We start from the raw sequence: 21,145 nt of genomic DNA on the forward strand, positions 1-21,145 counted from the left end.
CCTTAACGGCCTACTTTACAACGCTAAGGTAGGCCGCTATAAATAGTTGAGCCTAGTCAGTTTGTCCAACAATTTTTGTGGGATACAACACGGAATCATGCCAATATAACCTTGAACAGAAGAAAAACCCGCATTGCAACGGAACGCTATGAAAACAATTAATTCCCGTCAGGATCAGGGTATTCCCGGAGTGTATGGATTGCTCCTTTTAGATGTGGTCTCTCGATGGGGCTACACTGCAGAAACATTATTTAGTCCATTCGGATTAAACAGCGAACAATTGGCTGAACCAGATTTCCGTATTCCAACACCCATCGCCAATCAATTGGTAGAGCACGCACTACGATTAACTGGTGAGCCAACTCTAGGTTTTCATTTGGGCAACCAAATGCGCATCTCAATTCATGGTTTTATTGGCTATGCCATCATGACGGCGAAGGACATAACTGATGCCTTAGTCTTGGCAAACCGTTTTATTCAGTTACGCATGCCCTTTTTACAGCTTTTTTTCTCAACTTTTGGAACCAAAGCTACTGTTCAACTACAAACCGACGTTACGATTGAGCCTTTACGTACTGAGATTTCTATTGCCTTAATTTTTGGCATGATCAGCATGGGCAAAGCAATTACTGGTGTGGATTATTCTGCGGGAGAAATTGATTTTGATTTCCCTCAACCTGAAGGTTTTGAGCGGTTTATTGCCAAATATCCACGACACCAATTTAGATTTGATCAGCCACATCTCCTACTTAGTTTTGATAAGCAATATTTAACCAATAAATTGGTCCATGCAGACCCGATTGCCAGTCAAATCGCCATTAATCAATGTGAAGCTGAACTTTCTGCTTTGGGCGAACGCCACCGTATTGCCATGCGCGTTCGTGACATTTTAACCAACTCTGAGCAGCACTATTTAAGTATTGAAAGTGTTGCTGAATGGCTACACATGTCCGATCGAACCCTTAAACGCCAACTTGCTGCCGAAGGGACTTCATTTTCAACATTGGTTGACGAAGTTCGCTACCGTCATGCTACTTCGCTTCTATCACGGACTGATTTTACCTTAGAGCAAATTGCTGATGAATTGGGCTATAGCGATGTCGCCAATTTTAGCCGTGCTTTTAAGCGTTGGAGTGGTCGTAGCCCAAGCAATTGGCGTAAAGATCCGTACTTATAAGTCTTTTGTTTTACCTAAAAAGCATGTATAACTCATGCCAAAAATGAATTTAATGGATTTAAGGAGTTATCAATGAATCATCCTTCAGATTTAAAGTACGCAAGTACACATGAATGGGTGCGAATTGAAGGTGACCTTGTTGTTACAGGCATTTCTGATCATGCACAAGACGCATTGGGTGATTTAGTTTATGTTGAAGCACCAGATGTGGGCCAACATATCACTGCTGGTGAACAAGCGGGTGTGGTCGAGTCGGTAAAAACCGCTTCTGATATTCATGCACCGATTTCTGGTGTGGTTGTTGAAGTCAATCCAGACCTTGAAGATGATCCTGATTTTGTAAACGATGCACCTTATAGCAAAGGTTGGATTTATAAAATTAAACCAGACAATATGGCTGATGTAGATGCTTTATTGACCAGCGAACAATACGAAGCTGGTCTGTAAATATTTCTAATATCTAAAAAATCAGCCCTCAGGCTGATTTTTTTATTTCAATTTGATAGCTAAATTGGCTTATATACCATTTGCATGAATATGCAGCTTATATTTCTTCCGAAGCTTCGGTGCTTTCAGGTTCTTCTTTCTTTTCTTCAACCATACTAAACGATTGCGCAGCCGCTGAAGTACCATTTGCACGTGAACTTTTTAGTTTAATTTGCAAACGTAATTCATTGGTTGAATCGGCATTTCTTAAAGCTTCTTCATAAGAAATTGCGCCATCATTATATAAATCAAATAAAGCTTGGTCGAAAGTTTGCATCCCAATTTCACGAGATTTTGCCATGATCGCTTTTAGTTCATGAAACTCACCTTTCAAAATCAAATCTGAAATGAGCGGCGTATTTAACATGATTTCAACGGCTGCACGGCGTCCTTTACCATCTTCAGTCCGGATTAAACGCTGCGAAACAATCGCTTTCATATTGCTCGATAAATCCATAAGCAATTGATTTCTTCGCTCTTCTGGGAAGAAGTTAATGATTCGATCTAGGGTTTGATTGGCGTTATTTGAATGTAGCGTACCTAAACATAAATGTCCTGTTTCAGCAAAGGCAATTGCATGTTCCATAGTCTCGGTGTCACGAATTTCACCAATTAAAATCACGTCTGGTGCTTGTCGCAAGGTATTTTTTAAAGCGTTATGCCACGAATGACTGTCTACACCGACTTCACGATGCGTAATCATTGATTTTTTATGCTTATGCACATATTCCACTGGGTCTTCAACAGTGATGATATGCCCTGCACTATTTTCATTTCGATAATCAATCAGCGCCGCTAAAGAGGTTGATTTTCCTGAACCTGTACCTCCAACCACTAAAACTAAACCACGTTTTTCCATAATCACGTGCTTAAGCGAAGCCGGTAATTTAAGCTTTTCAAAATTTGGAATTTCTGCCGTAATGGTACGAATGACCATACCCACATGTAACTGTTGCTGAAATACATTGACACGAAAACGCGAAACGTTTGGCACACTAATCGCAAAGTTACATTCTAGTTCTGTTTCAAACTCTTTGCGCTGCTTCTCATTCATCAAACTATAGGCGAAAAGCTTTGTTTTCTCAGCATCAAGTTCTTGCTGCCCAAAGGGTTTCATCATGCCTTGATGTTTAATACTTGGTGGAAAATCTGCCGTAATAAATAAATCAGAACCCCCATATTCAACCACTTTGGTTAACATGTGGAACATAAAACGGCGTGCTTCTTCCAGCAATTCAGCAGTGTACATCAACTTCCCCAATATAAAATTTCAAATACCCAAGCACAGATTGTCATTATTTCTGGCGCTGTATTGAGCTTAGACATTATTGTGCATAAAAAATTTGATTCACTCAAACATAAAATACTGAATTATCAGTATATATTTTAGTAAATATGCCATTTTTCAATTTTTATATCACAGTAAACAACAAAGGATTTTTCAAAATAAAAGCCTTAGAACAATCAATATTCTAAGGCTTTGGGCTACATCAATTCAGAGTGAGTATGCTTTTGATTGTTAAGCACTACGTTTGATTTGTGATGCACGAAGTTCATTCGCAACCTGTTGAATCAAATCAATGGTTTTGTCCCAACCTAAGCATCCATCTGTTACAGATTGACCATAAGTCATGTCACAACTAATTTTTTGATTTCCGTCCACCAAATGACTTTCCAACATCACGCCACGCACTTGAGTATGCTCACGCTCTGCTACAATTGTGCGTAATACTTCAGGTTGCTTCATTGGGTCTTTATGGCTATTGCCATGACTACAATCGATCACTAAAGCCGGTAAATCGCCTTTTACTTTACTACGAATTTTGTCTATTTCAGCCAAACTATAATTTGGACCTATATTGGAGCCACGTAAAATCAAATGTGCTTGCGGGTTACCAACGGATTCTAAAATACACGGTAAGCCAGTTTGGCTCATACCTAAGAACTGGTGTGGATGCGAAGCAGATTGAATGGCATCTAGAGCAATTTGGATTGATCCATCTGTTCCGTTTTTGAAACCGATACTGTATGGCATATGACTTGAGATTTCACGATGAATTTGTGATTCGCTGGTACGTGCACCGATTGCACCCCACGCCAAAAGGTCATCAAAATAACCTGTCGCCATTGGGCTTAAAATTTCAGAGGCGATCGGCAAACCCATTTCAATAATTTGTAAGTACAACTCACGTGATTTTTCTAAGCCCAACTGCATATTAGATGATCCATCTAAACTTGGGTCATACATATAGCCTTTCCAGCCCACTGTAGTACGTGGTTTCTCAATATATGCGCGCATCACAAGAAAAATTTGATCTGAAACCTGTGCCTGTAATTGTTTTAATTTTTCAGCATATTCCAAAGCAGCAATCGGATCATGGATTGAACATGGACCTGTAATAATCATTAGACGCGGGTCTTGACCCGTCAAAATATTTTGAATCGTTGCACGATGTGCAGCAATTTGTTCTGCAGCATGAACTGATAAAGGTAATTGTTGTTTCAGTTGATGTGGCAAGCTCAAAAGCGTTTCTTTTGACTGTGTAGATTTCTGAATTTCTGAATTTTGAGTTTGTTGTAAAGCTGTATTTAGCGCATTCATTGGTTCTATTCCTTTGGACTGTACGTATAAACAGTCCGATCTTTTATCTGAGCGTTATGGGACTTTGGGACTTCAGGGCTTTAGACATAGACTGACTAAAGTAAAACCAATAACCGTTGCTAAAATATGAATTATTTACTGTAAACATGAGATTTCTCCAAAAATATTATAAAAATCAAGACATAAAAAAACCTGATCAGGGTTGCCGATCAGGTATAAACTTGGTGGGCAACCTTTTTCATGCCCGAACGCGTTCAGGCAATTATCTAAACTGCCAAAAGTAATAATATGCGTTTAAGATTAAAGGTTGCTTTAACATCTTGATTTCATCAAAAAGTATCTGTCTGAAAATTAAAATACGCTGTATTCATCGGTTTGACAATAGTTTTTTGCTATTTTGTCGTATTAAATAACTCTACTGTCAATAATTGAGACCTATTTTAAAAATTTGATGTGTTGATTAATAAATCAACATTTACTAGAATGCACAACATTAGGCTGTCTCAAGCTTTTTTCCATTTATTTTTTAATTCGAGTATTTGCCAATGAAGTAAGCCCTGTTTTTTCATCATCAAATCCATTTTTTTGATGTGCAAACACATGGCTAATGACTTTGACTGCATTTTCTCAAATATTGTCTTTTTTATAAAATAAAATTAGTTATTTGTATTGCGCATCTTTGCTATTGCAAGGTGCATCTATGACTCAAACAGCTTGTACAATTTCCCAATTAAGCTTGGAATTTCCCTCTAAAACACTTTTTAAAAACCTGAAATTTAACCTCAATCAACAGCAGCTTTCGGCATGTATTGGTCGCAATGGTTTAGGAAAGTCCTGCATCCTTAAAATCTTACATGAACAAAATCTGAAAGATCTCCCCTATGAAGGGGAAATTTCATGGAATGTACCACATGCCTATTTATCACAATTTTCTCGGCTAGAAGCTGACACGATTGCTTCTGCACTCGGTGTGGAAGATTTATTTAGCGCATTTCAACGTATCGAAATAGGCAATGCCAGTTTTGAAGACTTTGAGCTGACTGAAAACCAGTGGCACCGTCCTGCATTATGGCAGCAACAACTTAAGCAGGCGTCACTTACGACAGATTTAAATTTCCCTGTCGCTCAGCTGAGTGAGGGTCAAAAAACCAAATTGGCTTTGTGTGCATTATTTTTAAAAACCGACCATTATTTACTTTTGGATGAACCTAGTAACCATTTAGATGCATCCTCACGCTTATGGCTCATCGATCGTTTAGAAAACCATCCTGCCGGTGCATTTATTGTCAGTCATGATCGAGAGTTACTGCAACATGTAGAGCATATCTATGCTTTAAATGAGTTTGGACTCACACATGTTACTGGCAACAATGAAGACTACGTTCAACAAAATGATCTGCAAAATAAAGCCTTACAACGTAATGCTTTACAGCATAAACGTGAGTTAAAACAGCTCAAATTACAGCAACACGAAACACAAATGAAAGCACAAAAACGAGAACAACAAAGTCATGCACTACGCAAGTCGGGCTCCCAAGCCAAAGTGTTACTCGATTTTAAAAAGGAACAAGCCGGTCAAAACCTCGCAACAGTTCAAACACAACAGCAGAAGCAATTGGAAGAAAAGAGAACCCAACTGATTCAATCACAGCAACAACTTGAGCATGTCAAAGAGCAGCAATTTGTTTTTCAACATCGCGCTGAAAAAACTGGAGAAATCTTAAGAGTTAAACATTTTCATAGCAAAATATCTCAGCACCAGCCTTTTGACTTGGCCTTACAGGCAGGTGAAAAAATTCATTTAAAAGGAAAAAATGGTATTGGTAAATCTACATTTCTAAAGTATCTGAGTCAGACCACATCACAGTCTAGCCATGAAATATTTTTGTCTGTGAATACCCTGTATTTAGACCAAAACTTGAGTGATTTATCACCTGAACTGAGTGTTTTGGACAATCTAGCAAAGTTTAATCGTGAGGTTTCCTCAACGGAATGGCGTAATCAACTCGGTCAACTTAGAATCCGTGGTCAAAAAACGGAACTGCCATTTCACTGTTTAAGTGGTGGTGAGCGTTTAAAAGTGACCTTGTTAGGCTTAAATTATTTAACACCGAATATTGAGCTTTTATTGTTAGATGAACCTGAAAACCACTTAGATATAGAGTCTAGAGTGTTATTGGCTCAAGCCATTCAGCATTATACAGGTGCGGTGATCCTCGTTTCACATGATGCATATTTTGTAGAATCTTGTGGTATTCAGAATAGCGTGCAATTAGTTGAATAACTCTTGCTCGCTAGATATATTTAAAAAAGCCAAAGTAGATGAACGCTACTTTGGCGAATTTACTGCTTTAGAAATCGTTCTTATTTAACTGATATTACGCACGTAAAAGTAATTTCGCATTTTTAAAATACTTTTTCAGTCTATTCTACGGAGTCTTACATCTAGGGTTTAGATAAAGAGATTAGCCTTCGGCTGGAGGTACTCTTACGAAGCACGCTTCTCATTAGGCAAAATGAGAAGCAAAGCTTCGCAAGAAAACCATCTTGCGGTGCAATGCACCTCACCGACAAAACTCGTTCACTACCTTCAAATTATTCAAAGTATCGCAAAAACATTTTTGATGAGAAGTAGTCCTGTCTCAAACAGTTGCGGATGACATTACCGCGTATCGTTCTTTTATTTGAATCAAATTGCGTTTCTGATGTTAATACGTAACTTCAACTTCTAATTTAAGATCTCTTAGGACAATATTGCTTAAAAAATACTTTATTTTAATGCCCGATTTTCTTCATGATTTTTTGTTTAACACGCTGCTGAAGTGATATTGAGCGTTCCTTGAGCTCGGCACGCCAATCATTCGGCACTGAACATTTCGCGAGGCGAACCCAAACGCTGGAAAACTGTTTGATAAAACTGGCTTCATTATAGTGAATACCATATTCCTCACAGAGTGCTTTAATTTTAGGTGCAGCTTCGGCATAGCGATTCGCAGGCATATCTGGAAATAAATGGTGTTCAATTTGGTGGCTCAAATTACCACTGAGTATATGTAACCATTGCGTTCCACTAAAATTACTTGAGCCACGAATTTGACGGAGATACCATTCTGCTCGAGTTTCATTTTCGGTATTGTCCATCTCAAAGTTTTCCGCATCTTCAGTAAAATGTCCATTAAAGATGACAGCGGAAGCCCATAAGCTACGAATCACGTTGGCTACAGCATTTCCTGCAAATACAGGAATCGCATTGGGACCTGCAATAAGCGGGAAAAATACATAATCTTTAATCACTTGGCGCTTAATTTTCTGACGTACATCGGCCGCTTCATGCCATACATCTTTCCAAGTTTTGGTTTTATACGCGATAACATCTTCTAAATGTAAACGTTGAATGCCGACATACCACTCAAAGAAAACCATGAGTTGGGCAGCCAGTGGAATATTAAAAAGGAAACGTGGCTCCCACTTTTGCGATTCACTTACACGGATTAAGCCATAGCCGACATCATGGTCCATACCGACAATATTGGTATAGGTATGATGCACATAGTTATGGGTATATTTCCAGTCTTGACCTGTGGCAATGGTATCCCAATCATAATTAGCACCATTTAAACTCGGGTCATTTAACCAATCAAACTGACCATGCATCACATTATGACCGAGTTCCATGTTCTCTACGATTTTAGAAATACCCAATAAACCCGTACCCATTAACCAAACTGGTGGAATCCAACCTGCAAACATCAACATGCCACGAGAAGCAATCTCGCTATAACGGACAAAATTGCGAATTTTATAAATATACGCTGCATCTTTTTCACCTACACTCTGCATGATTTCACGTCGTATTTGCTCGACTTTTTCACCAAATTCAGCAGTTTGTTCGGGTGATAAATAACGTGACTTACTATTCGGACGAATATATATCGATTGATTCATGATGATGCCCCTGATTTGTTTTTATGCGGCTTGGGTTAGAGTTGAATGCGTACGGGTGAAATTGCCTGAGAGACACATAACTTGATTTGTGTGTTATTCGCATGATCCATTTCGCCAGTGAGTAAGTTTTTCACTGAACCCTGTAATTTGGTACACGAACAGGTATTACAAATACCCATCCGACAGCCATGCGCAGGTTTTAAACCGGCTTTTTCAGCACTTTCCAGTAAATTTCCCTCTGCCAAAAAATCTTGCTGGGCTAAACTAAAAGTGACAGGTTGAGCAGGCACTGAATCATCAGCAATCATCTGAAAATATTCAGTATTTAAATATTCTGAAAGCTTAAACTCACGATACAGTTGCTCAATGCTTTGCATCATTGGCGCTGCACCACAGGCATAGCAATCTCGCTGCTTAAAATCGGGGACCATGTGGTTTAGCACCTCTGGTGAGATATGTAATTTAGTTTTCAGCGTATTAATCGCATGTAAATGTGCATGGTTTGATTGCTTCGCCAGTTGAATCAATTCATCCAAATACGCATCATCTCGATTGAAATAAATCAGGTCAACCGTACGCCCAAGCTTAATCGCTTGTTTAAACAAAGTCATGATTGAGGTAATGCCACTACCAGAAGCAAGCAGTAAAATTGGTCGATCCGAATTTAGCTTTAGGCCAAACTCACCTTGCGGTTGCGATAATTCAACAACATCACCTGTTTTTAATTGCGTCAGGCAATTGGACACTTTGCCTTGCTGTTTAACTGCAATCACCACATGACCAGATGTATTAATTTCGACGACGCTATAGCTACGTTGATGACGTACACCATCTTTGACAACTGTCACCAGAACACATTGGCCTGGTCGATAATTTACAACTTTAAAATTGTGATTCGCTAAAAAACTCAGTTCATAAAACCCGATCCCCACACAACGTGATTTGACCAATTGTGCTTTTATACGTTTGTAGGCCCAAATTGCATCAAATTTTTCTGAAATAAAATCAATAAAATCTTCCCGAATCCACTCAGGCTTGTAACTTGTAGTTGTCATTTTTTGCCTCGGATAATGCATTAATATACATTTGTTTTTAAATTATGCTTACCTTATGTTTAGTGCTAATTTCCCACCATGTGAATTCGGGACAAAATTTATCATTTGGCATTTTTTATCATTTTATGTCTAACAATCTGTCACTTTTTGCAAATCCTAATTTGAAGTTTTGATTTGTTATAACGACACAAATAAAAAAAACTAGGCCAAAGCCTAGTTTTTAAAAAAGTGAAAATTAACGCATTAATATTTAAATGATTAGTCGTTTAATCAAAAATATTTAAATCAATGTTTAATCTTCAAAATGTACAACAGAGCGAATTGATTTACCTTCATGCATTAAATCAAAGGCTTCATTGATTTTATCCAGCCCCATGGTATGGGTCACGAATGGTTCAAGTTTGATCTCGCCTGACATGGCTTCTTCTACCATACCCGGTAATTGTGAACGACCTTTAACACCACCAAAAGCAGTGCCTTTCCAAGTACGACCAGTAACCAATTGGAATGGACGGGTTGAAATTTCTTGACCTGCACCTGCCACACCAATAATCACAGATTGACCCCAACCACGGTGAGCACATTCCAAAGCAGAGCGCATCACATTGGTATTGCCAATACATTCAAATGAATGGTCGACACCCCAGCCGGTCATTTCTACAATCACTTCCTGTACAGGACGATCATAATCTTTTGGATTAACAAAATCCGTCGCGCCAAATTCTTCAGCCAGTTTGAATTTGTCAGGATTGGTATCTACCGCAATGATACGACCTGCTTTGGCTTTTTTAGCACCTTGTACCACAGCCAAACCAATACCACCTAAACCAAAGACTGCAACTGAGTCACCTTCCTGAACTTTAGCGGTATTTTTGACTGCACCAAGGCCTGTTGTTACGCCGCAACCCAACAAACATACATGTTCGTGGTTCGCTTCAGGGTTAATTTTTGCCAAAGACACTTCTGCTACCACTGTATATTCAGAGAATGTTGAACAGCCCATATAGTGATAAATCGGCTGACCATTATAAGAAAAACGTGTTGTGCCATCCGGCATTAAACCTTTCCCTTGTGTTGCTCGTACCGATACACAAAGATTTGTTTTACCCGATTTACAGAATAAACATTCACCACATTCTGCAGTATAAAGTGGAATTACATGATCACCCGGTTGCACTGAAGTCACACCTTCACCGACTTCAACCACAACACCTGCACCTTCATGCCCTAAAATTGCTGGAAATACGCCTTCAGGATCATCACCCGACAATGTAAATGCATCTGTATGACACACACCTGTATGGCTAATTTTGACTAAAACCTCACCTGCTTTAGGTGGTGCCACATCAATTTCAACAATTTCTAAAGGCTGACCCGGTCCAAAAGCAACGGCTGCACGTGATTTCATGTCTAAAAACATCCTGTATGGCTTATATTAACAGATGAGTTACAGTAACCTCTTTTTAAGCCTAGATACAACCTTAAAACATGATGTTATGATGAATTTTTCAAGGAATGATTAATGCTATTCGAATGATACAATTACGTGAAATAAGTTGTACTGTCGGTTTAACTGTTTCGATCAACCTATTAACTGGATGCAGCTTACCTAGCAATCAGTCAAAAAAAGATGTCCCTATACAATCACATGCAGAAAAATGGATTACGTCTGCTACGGATTTAGAAAAATTACAACAAAAACAAACGGCTTATTTAGCCTTAGATGATGCCTTCTTAAGTATTGCATCTCGCCTGCATTTGATTCGAAACGCAAAATACACCATCGATTTGCAATATTATATTTGGGAAAATGATGCTATTGGGCATCTGATGTTTCAAGAATTACTGCATGCCGCTGACCGTGGGGTAAAAGTAAGGCTACTAATTGATGATCAAAACGGGACGAAACTCGATCCGACCTTACAATCCCTTTCAGCTCATCCCAACATTTCAATCAAACTGTTTAATCCCTATAAATTCAGAAAATTACGTGTCATTGATTATGCATTTCGCTTAAAGCATATTAACCATCGTATGCATAATAAATTAATTGTTGCCGATGGTTTTATAGGCGTAACTGGTGGTCGTAACATCAGTAATGAATATTTTGATGCCAGTGAAAGTTTTCAATTTACAGATTTGGATATCCTTTTCTATGGGGAAGCCATTCAACAAGCCAATCAAGTGTTTTTGAACTTTTGGAATGATGATTTAAGTTATTCTGTTCAGCAATGGATTAGTGCAGGTACAAAAAAAGACTTAAATCAATTAAGACAAACGTACCAAGAAAACTCTACAACGTTGACTAAAGATCAACAGCGCATTAACTATGCACAGCAACAACTGGCGGCTCAGCTTAAACTTAGACCGGTGAACTGGGCCGAAGCACATTTCATTGCGGATAGTCCGAATAAAATTCGTGGTGAGGCTAAAGAGCAAGAATTAATTTATAACCAATTTTCGACCTTAATGGGACAGCCCAAGGAACGCATGGAATTGGTTTCAGCTTATTTTGTTCCCACGCAACAAGGAACTGACTTTCTAACGGGTCTTGCAGGTAAAAATGTAGAAGTCCGTGTGTTAACCAATTCATTTTTAGCCAATGACGTCGCTGTCGTTCATGCGTTTTATCAAAAATATCGCAAAGACTTACTCAAAAATGGCGTGAAACTTTATGAATTTAAACCTTATATAGAGCGTTCAAAACGCACATGGTATGAGGTCATGACCGGAAATATCATCCCTGCGAAAGGCAAAAATGCCTCTAGTTTGCATGCAAAATTTTTCGATATTGACGGTATGGTGTTTATTGGATCGTTTAACTTTGATCCACGTTCCGCAAATTTAAATTCGGAAGTTGGCCTTGTCGTTAAATCTGATCGATTACAAAACGATATTTCGGCGGCATTAAACCAGTATTTACCGCAAATTGCATATGAATTAAAACTAGATGAAAAAGGCGAAATCATTTGGTTAGAGCAACAAAAAAATGGAAAAATCAAAACCTATACTCATGAACCTGAAACAACTCGATTCCAGCGATTTAGTATAAAAGCAGTGTCATATCTTCCTATTGAATGGATGATGTAATGACAATGTACTGCTAATTGGTTAAGTTTTTCTCATCGATAAGATCTAATAGGAACGATTTAAGCAGTTTCAAGCAACTCAATAATGCTCTTGTTCAATCTCGTTCATATGAGTGCTGGCTTTTGAAAAGAACCAAACCATTGACTTCACCCAGACATTCCACTTGGCCATAATTGGCTGCTTTCAGCGCATCTAAATGCTCCTTAACAGACATATACAACTCATGATTTTGCTGAGCATTTGGTGCATATAGATGATCACACACAATATACACGCCTTGTGTATTTAACAACGTTTTTACAGTCCGATGAAACTCTGCTGCATACGCCTTATGCCTCAACTCATGTAAAGCTTGATGAATAACAATCACATCAAAGGTGCTTTTCTCATTGAAATGAAGAGGTTCTTCCCAATTAGATTGTTTGAAATCCCCTGTTGTAAAATTACATTTTAAGCGTTGCGATGCACTTAGTTTTCCTTTTGCCAAGTCATGCATAGCTTCGGAAAAATCAAATGCTGTGTAATCTATATTTGGACAATGATTGATTAAAAACTCAGCCAAATAGCCTGGGCCTGAACCGAGTTCAAGCACGTGCACATTCGTGTTGAAAGCCAAAATAGAGTCGACATACATTTGAAAGATGTCATAACGCCACGGACGTTTAAGATTGACTTCAGCAGCCCATTGTTTAGCTTGGATTGGATCTTTTAAGTCTATGGGGCTTGGTACATCGTTTGTGTGTATATTATTTTCGCAATTCATTTTTCTTAGACTTAATTTAGATAGATTGAATGCTATTTATACATAAAATATCTCAATAAAAGCAAAGGTTTTACTCAAACTTGATGATGCTTTAACATCCACCTCTTATTTTGTTTTATCTCCTCCTAAAGTTTTCTAATGCAATTTTTTGATTTAAGCCGCCAATTTAATTTAAGTGATATTTTAACGCCTTTTACGACACTTCCTGAACTTGGTCATCAAGAATGGTTTTTGTCGAAAGTTCGGGTTGAGCATGACTGCTTATCTGACAATGACATGATTGAAGGCCAAGCTGTGCTTAAATCTAATCACAATATCCAAATTGAGTTGGAATGGTTAATCCAAGATACAGGTCATGGATTACAGCTTTTATTTAAAGGCATTGAAACTGCAGCTAGCGAAGAAACTTTGGTGATCGTGAAAGGCGCACAAATTTTAAATGATGCAAACAAAAAAGTTTCATCTCAGACACTGAGTTTATGGATCGATGGTACTTTACTACCTATGCTGCCGAATATTCGCAAAGAAATTAAAGCGCGTTTAAACCTTTGGGATTATGTTGAATATGATGGCTAATGCCTCGCCTGAAAAACTGTTTGGCCTTAAAAAAGGTAATCAATCACAGACCTGAAATCTGCATCATTTTTTAGTTAAGCTGTATCTTGCAATTTCAGCTCATTCAGACACTGCTGCAAAACATCAAATACTTTTTTGTCGATGCACTGCGCGACATTAAAACGCATGTATTGCCCTGCGTTCTGTGCTGAGCTGAATGAATTGCCTGGTGCAAGAATGATACCTTGCGTCAAACAGCTTTTTGATAGCTGTGCTGCATCAATATTTGCAGGTAATTGACACCATAAAAAAATGCCAGCTTTGGGCATAACGACTGGATGAATGTCTAGAGCTGCAAGTTTCTTTACGGCATCCATCATATGTTTTTGTAGCTGTTTTTTGACCCATTCAATATGCCTTATATAACTACTGTCCATAAGGGCTTGATAAATAATCTCTGCATTTAAATGACTGGTATTAAAATGAGTTGCAATATTCAAATCAATCAGCTGATCAATTATTGATTCGTGAGCAATGATATAACCACAGCGCACCGCAGCAGAAAGCGTTTTGGTAAAACTGCCAATTTGAATTACCTGCTTTAAACCCAATAAAGTTAAATAACGTGGCGCATGTAGATACTCAAATTCGGCAAAAATATCATCTTCAACGATGATTAACCCACTTTGCTCTGCCAATTTAGCAATTTCAAATGCCGTTTGCATAGAAAGTGCTGCACCAGTTGGGTTGTGTATGCCTGAGTTGGTTAAATAGATTTTGGGCTGAAACTGCAGCACTTGCTTAAATACTTCTACATCTGGACCATTTTTGCCATACGGTAATGTAATGCAATTCAGCCCATGTGCCTTAATCAGTGCCCTAAAATTAAAGTAACATGGATCATCGATCAGAACCGTATCACCAGTTTTAAGTAAATGCCGAAAAATCAGATCAATAGAATGTGTTGCAGAATCACTAATGAAAATCTGCTTCAAATTAAGCATTACATCATAAACCTCACCTTTACGAGCAATATAGCGGCGTAAATTTGTATGACCGTGTGGCGCCGAATAATCTATTAAGAAACTGCTATCAGATTTAGCAGCCGTTTTTAAGGCTTTACGTAAAGTCTGCTCTGGCATCCATTCTTTTGGCAGCCAGCCGCAACCGGGAATCAGCATACCTTCATGAGCATCTAGCGATTGGCGTGAAATCCACAACGGATCGACCTCTCGGTTATATTCAATAGCATGCTCACTTAATAAAACATTTGCAGTAGAACGTTTGCAGACATAATAGCCAGCTCCAATTCTTGACTCCAATACACCGCTACTGACCAACCGTGCATAGGCTTCTACAACAGTTGAAACCGAACAGCCCAACTGTTGGGAAAATTGACGTACCGAAGGAATGCGGCAGCCTTCAGAAAGCTGTTTCTGATCGATCAGTGTTTGGACTTGCTGCATGACCCATTCGATTTTTGTCATCTTTTCATTTCCTTATTCATGCAGTTTTAGTGAAATATTACGACACACTTTGAACTTATTAACTGACAGTTCAGTCTATTAATCGTTCTAAATCTTGGCTTTACAGCTTATTCAAAGATGGCTATAGATGCAAATTGTATGGGTATTTTATCCATAACAGTTCTTTTTAATTGTATTTGACTGTATCTATTTCAGTCATACAGTACGGTATAAATTTTATTACATATCTTTAGACCAAAAATATGGAATGAACATGCAATTTGACCTCAAAGAAGTTCATCAGGGCTGGCTCAACGGTTTTATTGGCGTTGTTATTTTTGCAGGTTCTATGCCTGCAACCCGTGTTGCCGTTCAAGGCTTTAGCCCCGAATTTCTGACAGGCGCTCGCGCCTGTATTGCAGCTATTTTAGCATTGATACTTTTATTCGTTTTAAAGCAGCCTAAGCCATCTATGCTGCAAATTAAATCCTTATGTATTGTTTCAACAGGTGTTGTCATTGGTTTTCCATTATTTACGGCACTGGCTTTACAAACAGAAACTGCGGCTCACTCTTTAATTTTTGTAGCTTTACTACCATTGGCCACGGCTTTTTTTGCAGTGCTACGTGCCAAAGAAATCCCTAAAAATGCCTTTTGGCTGTTTGCAGGTGCAGGCAGTGCTTTAGTCATCTTTTTCATGCTACATCAATCTGGTGTTAAAGGAATTTCTCTCGGTGACATCTATATGATTATTGCTGTTCTGCTCTGCGGATTGGGCTATGCCGAAGGTGGCGTACTGTCTAGAGCTTTAGGTGGATGGCAGGTCATTTGCTGGGCTTTAATCATTGCTTTGCCACTGATGCTGCCACTCTGCTGGCTCTATTTCCCAAACGATTTTCAACATATTCCTCTCAGCGCATATATTGGCTTAGCGTATGTGTCATTGTTCAGCATGTTAATCGGCTTCTTTTTTTGGTACAAAGGCTTAGCTTTGGGTGGAATTGCCAAAGTCGGTCAAATCCAGCTAGTACAGCCCTTTATTGGCCTTATGCTGTGCGCCGTATTATTAAATGAACAGATTAGCCTACTGATGATTGCGGTATCTTTAGCTGTAGTGAGCTGTGTTGTTCTAGCTAAAAAGTACGCTTAAATATTTTTTAAATTGCCTAATTTTAAAGCAAATACAGTGGCATGAATGACCAGTTTATTGCCATTGTTTAGCACAAAAATAGTGAAAAACTCTGATAGAGTGATATGCATAGACAATAATAAAAAAGGCAAAATCATGAATCATCAGAATTGGACTCAAATTCGTAAAGTCGTTGCAAATGCCCAACGTGCGTCTATGCATTGCTCGATTGCTACGGTTGATCAAAATTACCAACCAACAATCACCCCAATTGGCACTTTATTTTTACATGAATCAACCTTTTCAGGTTTCTTCTTTGATACTTATTCAGCGTCACTGCGGGATAATTTAACAATGAATCCAAAAGCCTGCATACAAGCGATAAATAGCAGCAAAGCCTTTTGGCTAAAATCATTAATCAATGGTCAATTTCAAGAATATCCAGGGATACGCCTATATGCTGAAATTGGTGAGTTACGGCCAGCAAGTGAAACAGAATTCGCTTTGGTTCAACAAAGAATTAAGGCATTAAAATGGACTAAAGGTAGCCGCCTAATTTGGAATAATTTTCATCAAGTGCGTGATTTTTCTGTACATGACTTCAAATGGGTACAATATCCTGCAATGATGCCTAAATCATCTTTCTAAGGAAAGCAACCATTGATAAAAGATTACACCAAAGCTTTCTTATAGTAAGTCAATTTCTTTAAATAATTTACTATACGCTTCGGCTTTTTTTTCCAATGCTAGTGGATAAGCTCTAGATGATGACGGCATACGGTATAAAGTCAAATCTCTGCCTGCAAATTCGGTACGAACAGCATGCCCAATGCGTGGTTTTTCAGTATTTTCTGGCATCGAGAGCATCAACGTATCAGTCGCCTTGTCTCCCGTCGTCATAATACTGCGGCAATTCGGCATCTGCGTGAGTAACTTCGCAATATCGGTTGGCTGATAAATCTGTAAAAACTTGTCTGATGCATTACCTTTCAAACGAATCACTTGATAGGCAGTATCAAAAATGCCTATACCTTTTTCATTTAAAAAATCTCGAATGAGCTGTTCTTTAAAAGTCTTGCTCTCTAGATTGAGAAAATGATTTTTATCCTGAAAAAAACATAGGCCAAAGATTTTCCACATGTCATTTTGAAAATTTGGATAATAAAAATCCATCTTCCAGCGGGTTTTTGGAGGTGGAAAACTCCCTAACATCAAGAGTTTCCCATTTGATGGCAAAAATGGCGCTAAAGGATGTGTTTCGATTTGCGGATTCACGCCTGAAATATCTTTGCTCATGTAAATTTAACTTCGCCCAGTGGTTGAATCATAAAATGTCTATGAAAATTGTTCAGTGATTTGTTTTGCTATTTTTTCAGCCCATAACTGATAAATTTCTTTGCTCGGGTGAAAGCCGTCTTTTGCCATTTGTAAATTTTTTTCACGATATTCTTGTAAATCGTATTCAATTAGCCTCGTATTAGGCTTTGTTTTAATAAAATTTTTTAACAGCGCATTCATCTTCTGAGAATATTGTCCAAACAGCCATGACAATGGAAACGGTAAAGCTGGAAACTCATCCATTGGTGGCACACCTGAAATGATCAATAGCTGTGGTTGAAACTTTTCCTCGACAGTTTGATATAAACGCTGCTGGAGCTTCAACCACTGGTCTGGTTGTTTTAATGCTGTGACATCATTGACACCAACAGAGCTGATCACGACATCAAAGTTCTGCGTTGTGACATTATCCAAAGCATTGATGATTTGCTGGCTGTTAAGCCCCGTTGTGGCTTCAAGGCAAAAGTGAACTTGATAATCAGGCGATAAAATTTTAAGCAATTGTCCCAATAGCGCATCTGACTGATGCTCGACGCCGACACCTGCTGCTGCTGAATCACCTAGTATTAATAGCGATAATGGTCGATTACCCTGACCACTCATCCCACAACGTTCTCCCATCGGTTCTGCTAAACGTGGGGTATTTTTTTTCACACGGTAACCTTGGATCAGTAACGCAGGTAACAGCAGCAGTGTTGATACTTTGACTAGCATAATATTTGGGTAATGATTTAAAGCTTATCGTCTTCATTATTTTAAATAGTTTAAGAAACAAAGCATTGACTCTATTGTTATTTTTCTACATTTTCTTTTATTAAAAGCATCATTCTGGGGCATATTGCTAGTTTTTTATATTAATAATGATTATCATTTATTGGTTTTCATCCTACCTATTTTATTATTTCAATGAAAGAACTTTCCCCACTTTTTTTAGCTTGCTCAATTAGCTTTGCTGTTACTTCTGCTTTTGCCCAAACTCAAAATTCACCCGCTTTAACCGATACAATAGAAAAAAAACATTTTCCCTATGCTGCTGCATGTGAAGATGTCAAAGCGCAAAGCCAAATATTATTAAACCTACAACATCAGTTAAATCAAAATCCAAAACAACATGCTCAAATTATTGAAGATTTTTGGAAGCGTGTAGAGCTTATAGGTACACCAATCATTGAAAACTATGATGAAAAACATGACCGTATAATTTTTTTATGGAAAGGTGCGCAGCATAATGTACGCCTTATTGGTGGCCCGAGTAATGACCATGAATGGTTAACACGCCTACCAAATACCGATATTTGGTTTAAAGAATCGATTATTGATCATCGTTATATTGGCAGTTATAGCTTTGCTGTCGACTTACCGAACTTAGAAGGTTATCTGTCAAATTATTGTCCGCATCTGAATCCTAAACTTAAAGAATCAAGAACGCAGCGTCGTGCTGTGATACAAGTGCAACGGATTGATCCTTTCAACAAAAACACTTATCTCGCAAGTAATGATACATCAGGCTTGCGTAATGAAAATTTAGTGGCGCTTAAAGATGCCCCGCCTTTTATTGATCCAAAACAATATCCAAATGTGAAACAGCCCAAATTACTAGAGTTTGTTCTAGATAGCAAAATTTTGAATAACTCACGTAAAATCCTAATTTACCAATCTAAAGCCAAGAAAAACCAAAGCTATATCACTGCTATATTTTTTGATGGTCAGCAATATAACGAGTTGCTTAATGTTCCAAAGGCATTAGATATATTAGTTGAGCAAGGTCAGTTACCGCCAATTCAAGCCATTTTTGTTTCTCCACCGAATGATCAGGAACGACCGAAAGAATTAACACCCAATGCTAAATTTTCAGCATTTTTTAGTGATGAACTGATGCCTTGGATTCAAAAAAATGCACCGGCAAAAGTCGATTCGAAAAAAACGGTATTACTCGGCTCAAGCCTAGGCGGTTTAAGTTCAGCTTATTTAGCCTTAGAAAATCCAAATCAAATTAGTCACGTCGTACCGTTATCTGGATCATTTTGGTGGCAAAATGAAGCGACAGACCTCCCAAATGGCATGAGTAAAATCATTCGTGATAAAACCTCACAACCTAAACAGCATTGGTTTATTACTGCCAATAGTTATGAAAGCTCACGAAATAATAATGAACTGAGTATTTTAGAGACTTCGCCTATTGTTGCAGCCGACTTAAAAAATAAAGGTCATGATGTGCATTATCAATCGTATATCGGCGGACATTCCTACGCGGTATGGCAAGTTGCCTTGCAAGATGCACTCAAACATTTTTTTGCGCAAAAGTAGTTTATAAACGTTTAGATCATAAAAAAGCCCTCAATTGAGGGCTTTTTTTGAAGATTGTATTTAATTAATTCCAGCGGTTTATGCGTTTAAAGGTTCCAAAATCATTGAAACGTACACCAACTTCACGCATGACTTGGTGTGCCGTTTTTGCAGTTAGGTGACGAATATAAAACGGCTCTTTGACCACAAAATGGTGAATGGCATGGGTCGAACCGAAGTTAAAGCAAAACAATTGCATTGGGAACAACCACCACGGATTTAACACCTGAGTTTGTTTAATGACATCACGTGGGTCAATATCACCATAATAATGCATATTTGAGCTGATAAATTGTAAGCAGAAAGAGCGTATAAAGTTCGGAATAATCCAAACCACGGCTAGAAAATTAATCGTTGGAATTAACTTCACTAAATTAACTGACCAACTAATACTTTGTCCTAACATTGGACCAATACCATTCACCACATGATAAATGACAAAAACATACCAAATGCCGTAATAAACAAAACTTAAAGGAAAAAATCCAGTCAGTTGAGAGATCAATGCAGTTTTACGTTCTTTTTCAGGTTGTTTTTCAATGAATTTCCCAATCATTTTAAACATTTGAAATGGGCGCAAATACACCGTCATCAATTGATCGCTAATGACCAATAGACGACGCAATCCCCACGGCATGCCATTACTGATGCCCCGTTCTTCCAAATCGTATTCGGAACCTGAATACTTGTGATGATTGAGGTGCAAACGACGACGTGCCCAAGGACTAATGGTATTGGGACGTGCTAACCAAACCAAAGCCAACATGAGATGGTGAGCCCATGGCGTCTTTTTAAAATACATATAATGAATCAGGTCATGTTCTAATTCATGTGTCAGTGAAGCAAACATCGCCACCAAAATCACACAAGCCCATGCCGGTAAAATGCCAACAGCAAACGCCCAAGCTGAACCCAACATTCCCAGTAGCGCAAAAATAAGGATGGCTGCGCCTATAAAGTTTTGATGTTTTAAAATGGGATATTGCTGACGTAAGTCTTCACCAGCTTTCGTTACGACAGTTCTGACTTTGTTAATTCGCTGTTGATCTGTCATATCGGAAGACATAGACATAGTACAAACCTAAAAATTAATGAACAGTTGTACATTAAAGCAAATTAAAAAAAAGGAAATCGCTATTTTGAGAACAAATCATCGTCTGTTCAAATATTCAACATTTTATTTATTTTCAATA

18 protein-coding genes are annotated in these 21,145 nt (G+C 38.3%); 8 read left to right on the plus strand and 10 right to left on the minus strand.

Annotated features, from left to right (window positions below; genetic code table 11):
- Positions 1-148 precede the first annotated feature (148 nt).
- Both FTT76_RS12575 and gcvH read left to right on the plus strand, forming a co-directional pair.
- A complete protein-coding gene (locus FTT76_RS12575; protein WP_180008879.1) occupies positions 149-1,177 on the plus strand; it encodes an AraC family transcriptional regulator in 1,029 nt (342 codons plus the stop codon).
- 72 nt (positions 1,178-1,249) lie between these two features.
- Positions 1,250-1,624, plus strand: a complete 375-nt coding sequence (gcvH, locus tag FTT76_RS12580) for a glycine cleavage system protein GcvH (protein ID WP_180008881.1) — start codon at positions 1,250-1,252, stop codon at positions 1,622-1,624.
- A 97-nt stretch (positions 1,625-1,721) separates the two neighbouring features.
- Here gcvH and FTT76_RS12585 read toward each other — a convergent pair whose 3' ends face one another.
- Both FTT76_RS12585 and FTT76_RS12590 read right to left on the minus strand, forming a co-directional pair.
- The gene (locus FTT76_RS12585; RefSeq protein ID WP_168377534.1) at positions 1,722-2,912 is read right to left on the minus strand and encodes a PilT/PilU family type 4a pilus ATPase; all 1,191 of its coding nucleotides are present in this window, start codon (positions 2,910-2,912) and stop codon (positions 1,722-1,724) included.
- 270 nt (positions 2,913-3,182) lie between these two features.
- Positions 3,183-4,265, minus strand: coding sequence for a 3-deoxy-7-phosphoheptulonate synthase (locus FTT76_RS12590; RefSeq protein ID WP_180008883.1), 1,083 nt, complete (start codon positions 4,263-4,265; stop codon positions 3,183-3,185).
- 700 nt (positions 4,266-4,965) lie between these two features.
- Here FTT76_RS12590 and FTT76_RS12595 point away from each other — a divergent pair.
- Entirely contained in the window at positions 4,966-6,549 is a 1,584-nt protein-coding gene (locus FTT76_RS12595; RefSeq protein ID WP_180008884.1) for an ATP-binding cassette domain-containing protein, read from the plus strand.
- A 491-nt stretch (positions 6,550-7,040) separates the two neighbouring features.
- On the opposite strand, the gene FTT76_RS12600 is transcribed toward FTT76_RS12595, so the two are convergent.
- From FTT76_RS12600 to FTT76_RS12610, 3 genes are all read right to left on the minus strand, one after another.
- Positions 7,041-8,210, minus strand: a complete 1,170-nt coding sequence (locus FTT76_RS12600; RefSeq protein WP_180008886.1) for an acyl-CoA desaturase — start codon at positions 8,208-8,210, stop codon at positions 7,041-7,043.
- Between the two features lie 35 nt (positions 8,211-8,245).
- Complete coding sequence (locus FTT76_RS12605) at positions 8,246-9,265, minus strand: flavin reductase family protein (RefSeq protein WP_180008888.1); 1,020 nt, start codon at positions 9,263-9,265, stop codon at positions 8,246-8,248.
- A 292-nt stretch (positions 9,266-9,557) separates the two neighbouring features.
- Positions 9,558-10,673, minus strand: a complete 1,116-nt coding sequence (locus FTT76_RS12610; protein WP_078193885.1) for an S-(hydroxymethyl)glutathione dehydrogenase/class III alcohol dehydrogenase — start codon at positions 10,671-10,673, stop codon at positions 9,558-9,560.
- Positions 10,674-10,798: 125 nt separating this feature from the next.
- Between FTT76_RS12610 and FTT76_RS12615 the strand changes: the two genes are divergently transcribed.
- Positions 10,799-12,355, plus strand: a complete 1,557-nt coding sequence (locus tag FTT76_RS12615) for a phospholipase D family protein (RefSeq protein ID WP_180008892.1) — start codon at positions 10,799-10,801, stop codon at positions 12,353-12,355.
- Positions 12,356-12,449: 94 nt separating this feature from the next.
- Here the strand turns inward: FTT76_RS12615 and FTT76_RS12620 are convergent, their stop codons facing one another.
- Positions 12,450-13,118, minus strand: a complete 669-nt coding sequence (locus FTT76_RS12620; RefSeq protein WP_180008894.1) for a class I SAM-dependent methyltransferase — start codon at positions 13,116-13,118, stop codon at positions 12,450-12,452.
- A gap of 138 nt (positions 13,119-13,256) precedes the next feature.
- Here FTT76_RS12620 and FTT76_RS12625 point away from each other — a divergent pair, with 138 nt between their 5' ends.
- The gene (locus FTT76_RS12625; protein WP_180008896.1) at positions 13,257-13,694 is read left to right on the plus strand and encodes a hypothetical protein; all 438 of its coding nucleotides are present in this window, start codon (positions 13,257-13,259) and stop codon (positions 13,692-13,694) included.
- 74 nt (positions 13,695-13,768) lie between these two features.
- Here the strand turns inward: FTT76_RS12625 and FTT76_RS12630 are convergent, their stop codons facing one another.
- Positions 13,769-15,160: a PLP-dependent aminotransferase family protein gene (locus tag FTT76_RS12630; protein ID WP_180040324.1), complete on the minus strand. Its 1,392-nt coding sequence runs from the start codon at positions 15,158-15,160 to the stop codon at positions 13,769-13,771.
- A gap of 253 nt (positions 15,161-15,413) precedes the next feature.
- Here FTT76_RS12630 and FTT76_RS12635 point away from each other — a divergent pair, with 253 nt between their 5' ends.
- Together FTT76_RS12635 and FTT76_RS12640 are read left to right on the plus strand one after the other, a co-directional pair.
- The gene (locus FTT76_RS12635) at positions 15,414-16,289 is read left to right on the plus strand and encodes a DMT family transporter (protein ID WP_180007797.1); all 876 of its coding nucleotides are present in this window, start codon (positions 15,414-15,416) and stop codon (positions 16,287-16,289) included.
- 132 nt (positions 16,290-16,421) lie between these two features.
- On the plus strand, positions 16,422-16,916 hold the full coding sequence (locus tag FTT76_RS12640) for a pyridoxamine 5'-phosphate oxidase family protein (protein ID WP_180007801.1): 495 nt from the start codon (positions 16,422-16,424) through the stop codon (positions 16,914-16,916).
- A gap of 39 nt (positions 16,917-16,955) precedes the next feature.
- Here FTT76_RS12640 and FTT76_RS12645 read toward each other — a convergent pair whose 3' ends face one another.
- Positions 16,956-17,564, minus strand: coding sequence for a uracil-DNA glycosylase family protein (locus FTT76_RS12645; RefSeq protein ID WP_180007796.1), 609 nt, complete (start codon positions 17,562-17,564; stop codon positions 16,956-16,958).
- A gap of 39 nt (positions 17,565-17,603) precedes the next feature.
- Positions 17,604-18,320 (minus strand): SGNH/GDSL hydrolase family protein, encoded by a 717-nt coding sequence (locus FTT76_RS12650; RefSeq protein ID WP_180007795.1) that lies wholly within the window; start codon positions 18,318-18,320, stop codon positions 17,604-17,606.
- 192 nt (positions 18,321-18,512) lie between these two features.
- On the opposite strand from FTT76_RS12650, the gene FTT76_RS12655 reads away from it, so the two are divergent.
- Positions 18,513-19,913 carry an alpha/beta hydrolase-fold protein gene (locus FTT76_RS12655; RefSeq protein ID WP_180007794.1) on the plus strand — a complete coding sequence of 467 codons (1,401 nt, stop codon included), beginning with the start codon at positions 18,513-18,515 and terminating at the stop codon, positions 19,911-19,913.
- Positions 19,914-19,977: 64 nt separating this feature from the next.
- On the opposite strand, the gene FTT76_RS12660 is transcribed toward FTT76_RS12655, so the two are convergent.
- Entirely contained in the window at positions 19,978-21,024 is a 1,047-nt protein-coding gene (locus tag FTT76_RS12660) for a fatty acid desaturase (protein WP_180007793.1), read from the minus strand.
- Positions 21,025-21,145 lie beyond the last annotated feature (121 nt).

The organism is Acinetobacter sp. YH01009, from assembly GCF_013420765.1.
GTDB lineage: Bacteria > Pseudomonadota > Gammaproteobacteria > Pseudomonadales > Moraxellaceae > Acinetobacter > Acinetobacter amyesii.

Bases quoted from the DNA above. Each gene is read 5' to 3' on its own strand.
- FTT76_RS12575 (WP_180008879.1), top strand. From the start codon at position 149: ATGAAAACAATTAATTCCCGTCAGGATCAGGGTATTCCCGGAGTGTAT.
- gcvH (WP_180008881.1), top strand. From the start codon at position 1,250: ATGAATCATCCTTCAGATTTAAAGTACGCAAGTACACATGAATGGGTG.
- FTT76_RS12585 (WP_168377534.1), bottom strand. From the start codon at position 2,912: ATGTACACTGCTGAATTGCTGGAAGAAGCACGCCGTTTTATGTTCCAC.
- FTT76_RS12590 (WP_180008883.1), bottom strand. From the start codon at position 4,265: ATGAATGCGCTAAATACAGCTTTACAACAAACTCAAAATTCAGAAATT.
- FTT76_RS12595 (WP_180008884.1), top strand. From the start codon at position 4,966: ATGACTCAAACAGCTTGTACAATTTCCCAATTAAGCTTGGAATTTCCC.
- FTT76_RS12600 (WP_180008886.1), bottom strand. From the start codon at position 8,210: ATGAATCAATCGATATATATTCGTCCGAATAGTAAGTCACGTTATTTA.
- FTT76_RS12605 (WP_180008888.1), bottom strand. From the start codon at position 9,265: ATGACAACTACAAGTTACAAGCCTGAGTGGATTCGGGAAGATTTTATT.
- FTT76_RS12610 (WP_078193885.1), bottom strand. From the start codon at position 10,673: ATGAAATCACGTGCAGCCGTTGCTTTTGGACCGGGTCAGCCTTTAGAA.
- FTT76_RS12615 (WP_180008892.1), top strand. From the start codon at position 10,799: ATGATACAATTACGTGAAATAAGTTGTACTGTCGGTTTAACTGTTTCG.
- FTT76_RS12620 (WP_180008894.1), bottom strand. From the start codon at position 13,118: ATGAATTGCGAAAATAATATACACACAAACGATGTACCAAGCCCCATA.
- FTT76_RS12625 (WP_180008896.1), top strand. From the start codon at position 13,257: ATGCAATTTTTTGATTTAAGCCGCCAATTTAATTTAAGTGATATTTTA.
- FTT76_RS12630 (WP_180040324.1), bottom strand. From the start codon at position 15,160: ATGACAAAAATCGAATGGGTCATGCAGCAAGTCCAAACACTGATCGAT.
- FTT76_RS12635 (WP_180007797.1), top strand. From the start codon at position 15,414: ATGCAATTTGACCTCAAAGAAGTTCATCAGGGCTGGCTCAACGGTTTT.
- FTT76_RS12645 (WP_180007796.1), bottom strand. From the start codon at position 17,564: ATGAGCAAAGATATTTCAGGCGTGAATCCGCAAATCGAAACACATCCT.
- FTT76_RS12650 (WP_180007795.1), bottom strand. From the start codon at position 18,320: ATGCTAGTCAAAGTATCAACACTGCTGCTGTTACCTGCGTTACTGATC.
- FTT76_RS12655 (WP_180007794.1), top strand. From the start codon at position 18,513: ATGAAAGAACTTTCCCCACTTTTTTTAGCTTGCTCAATTAGCTTTGCT.
- FTT76_RS12660 (WP_180007793.1), bottom strand. From the start codon at position 21,024: ATGTCTATGTCTTCCGATATGACAGATCAACAGCGAATTAACAAAGTC.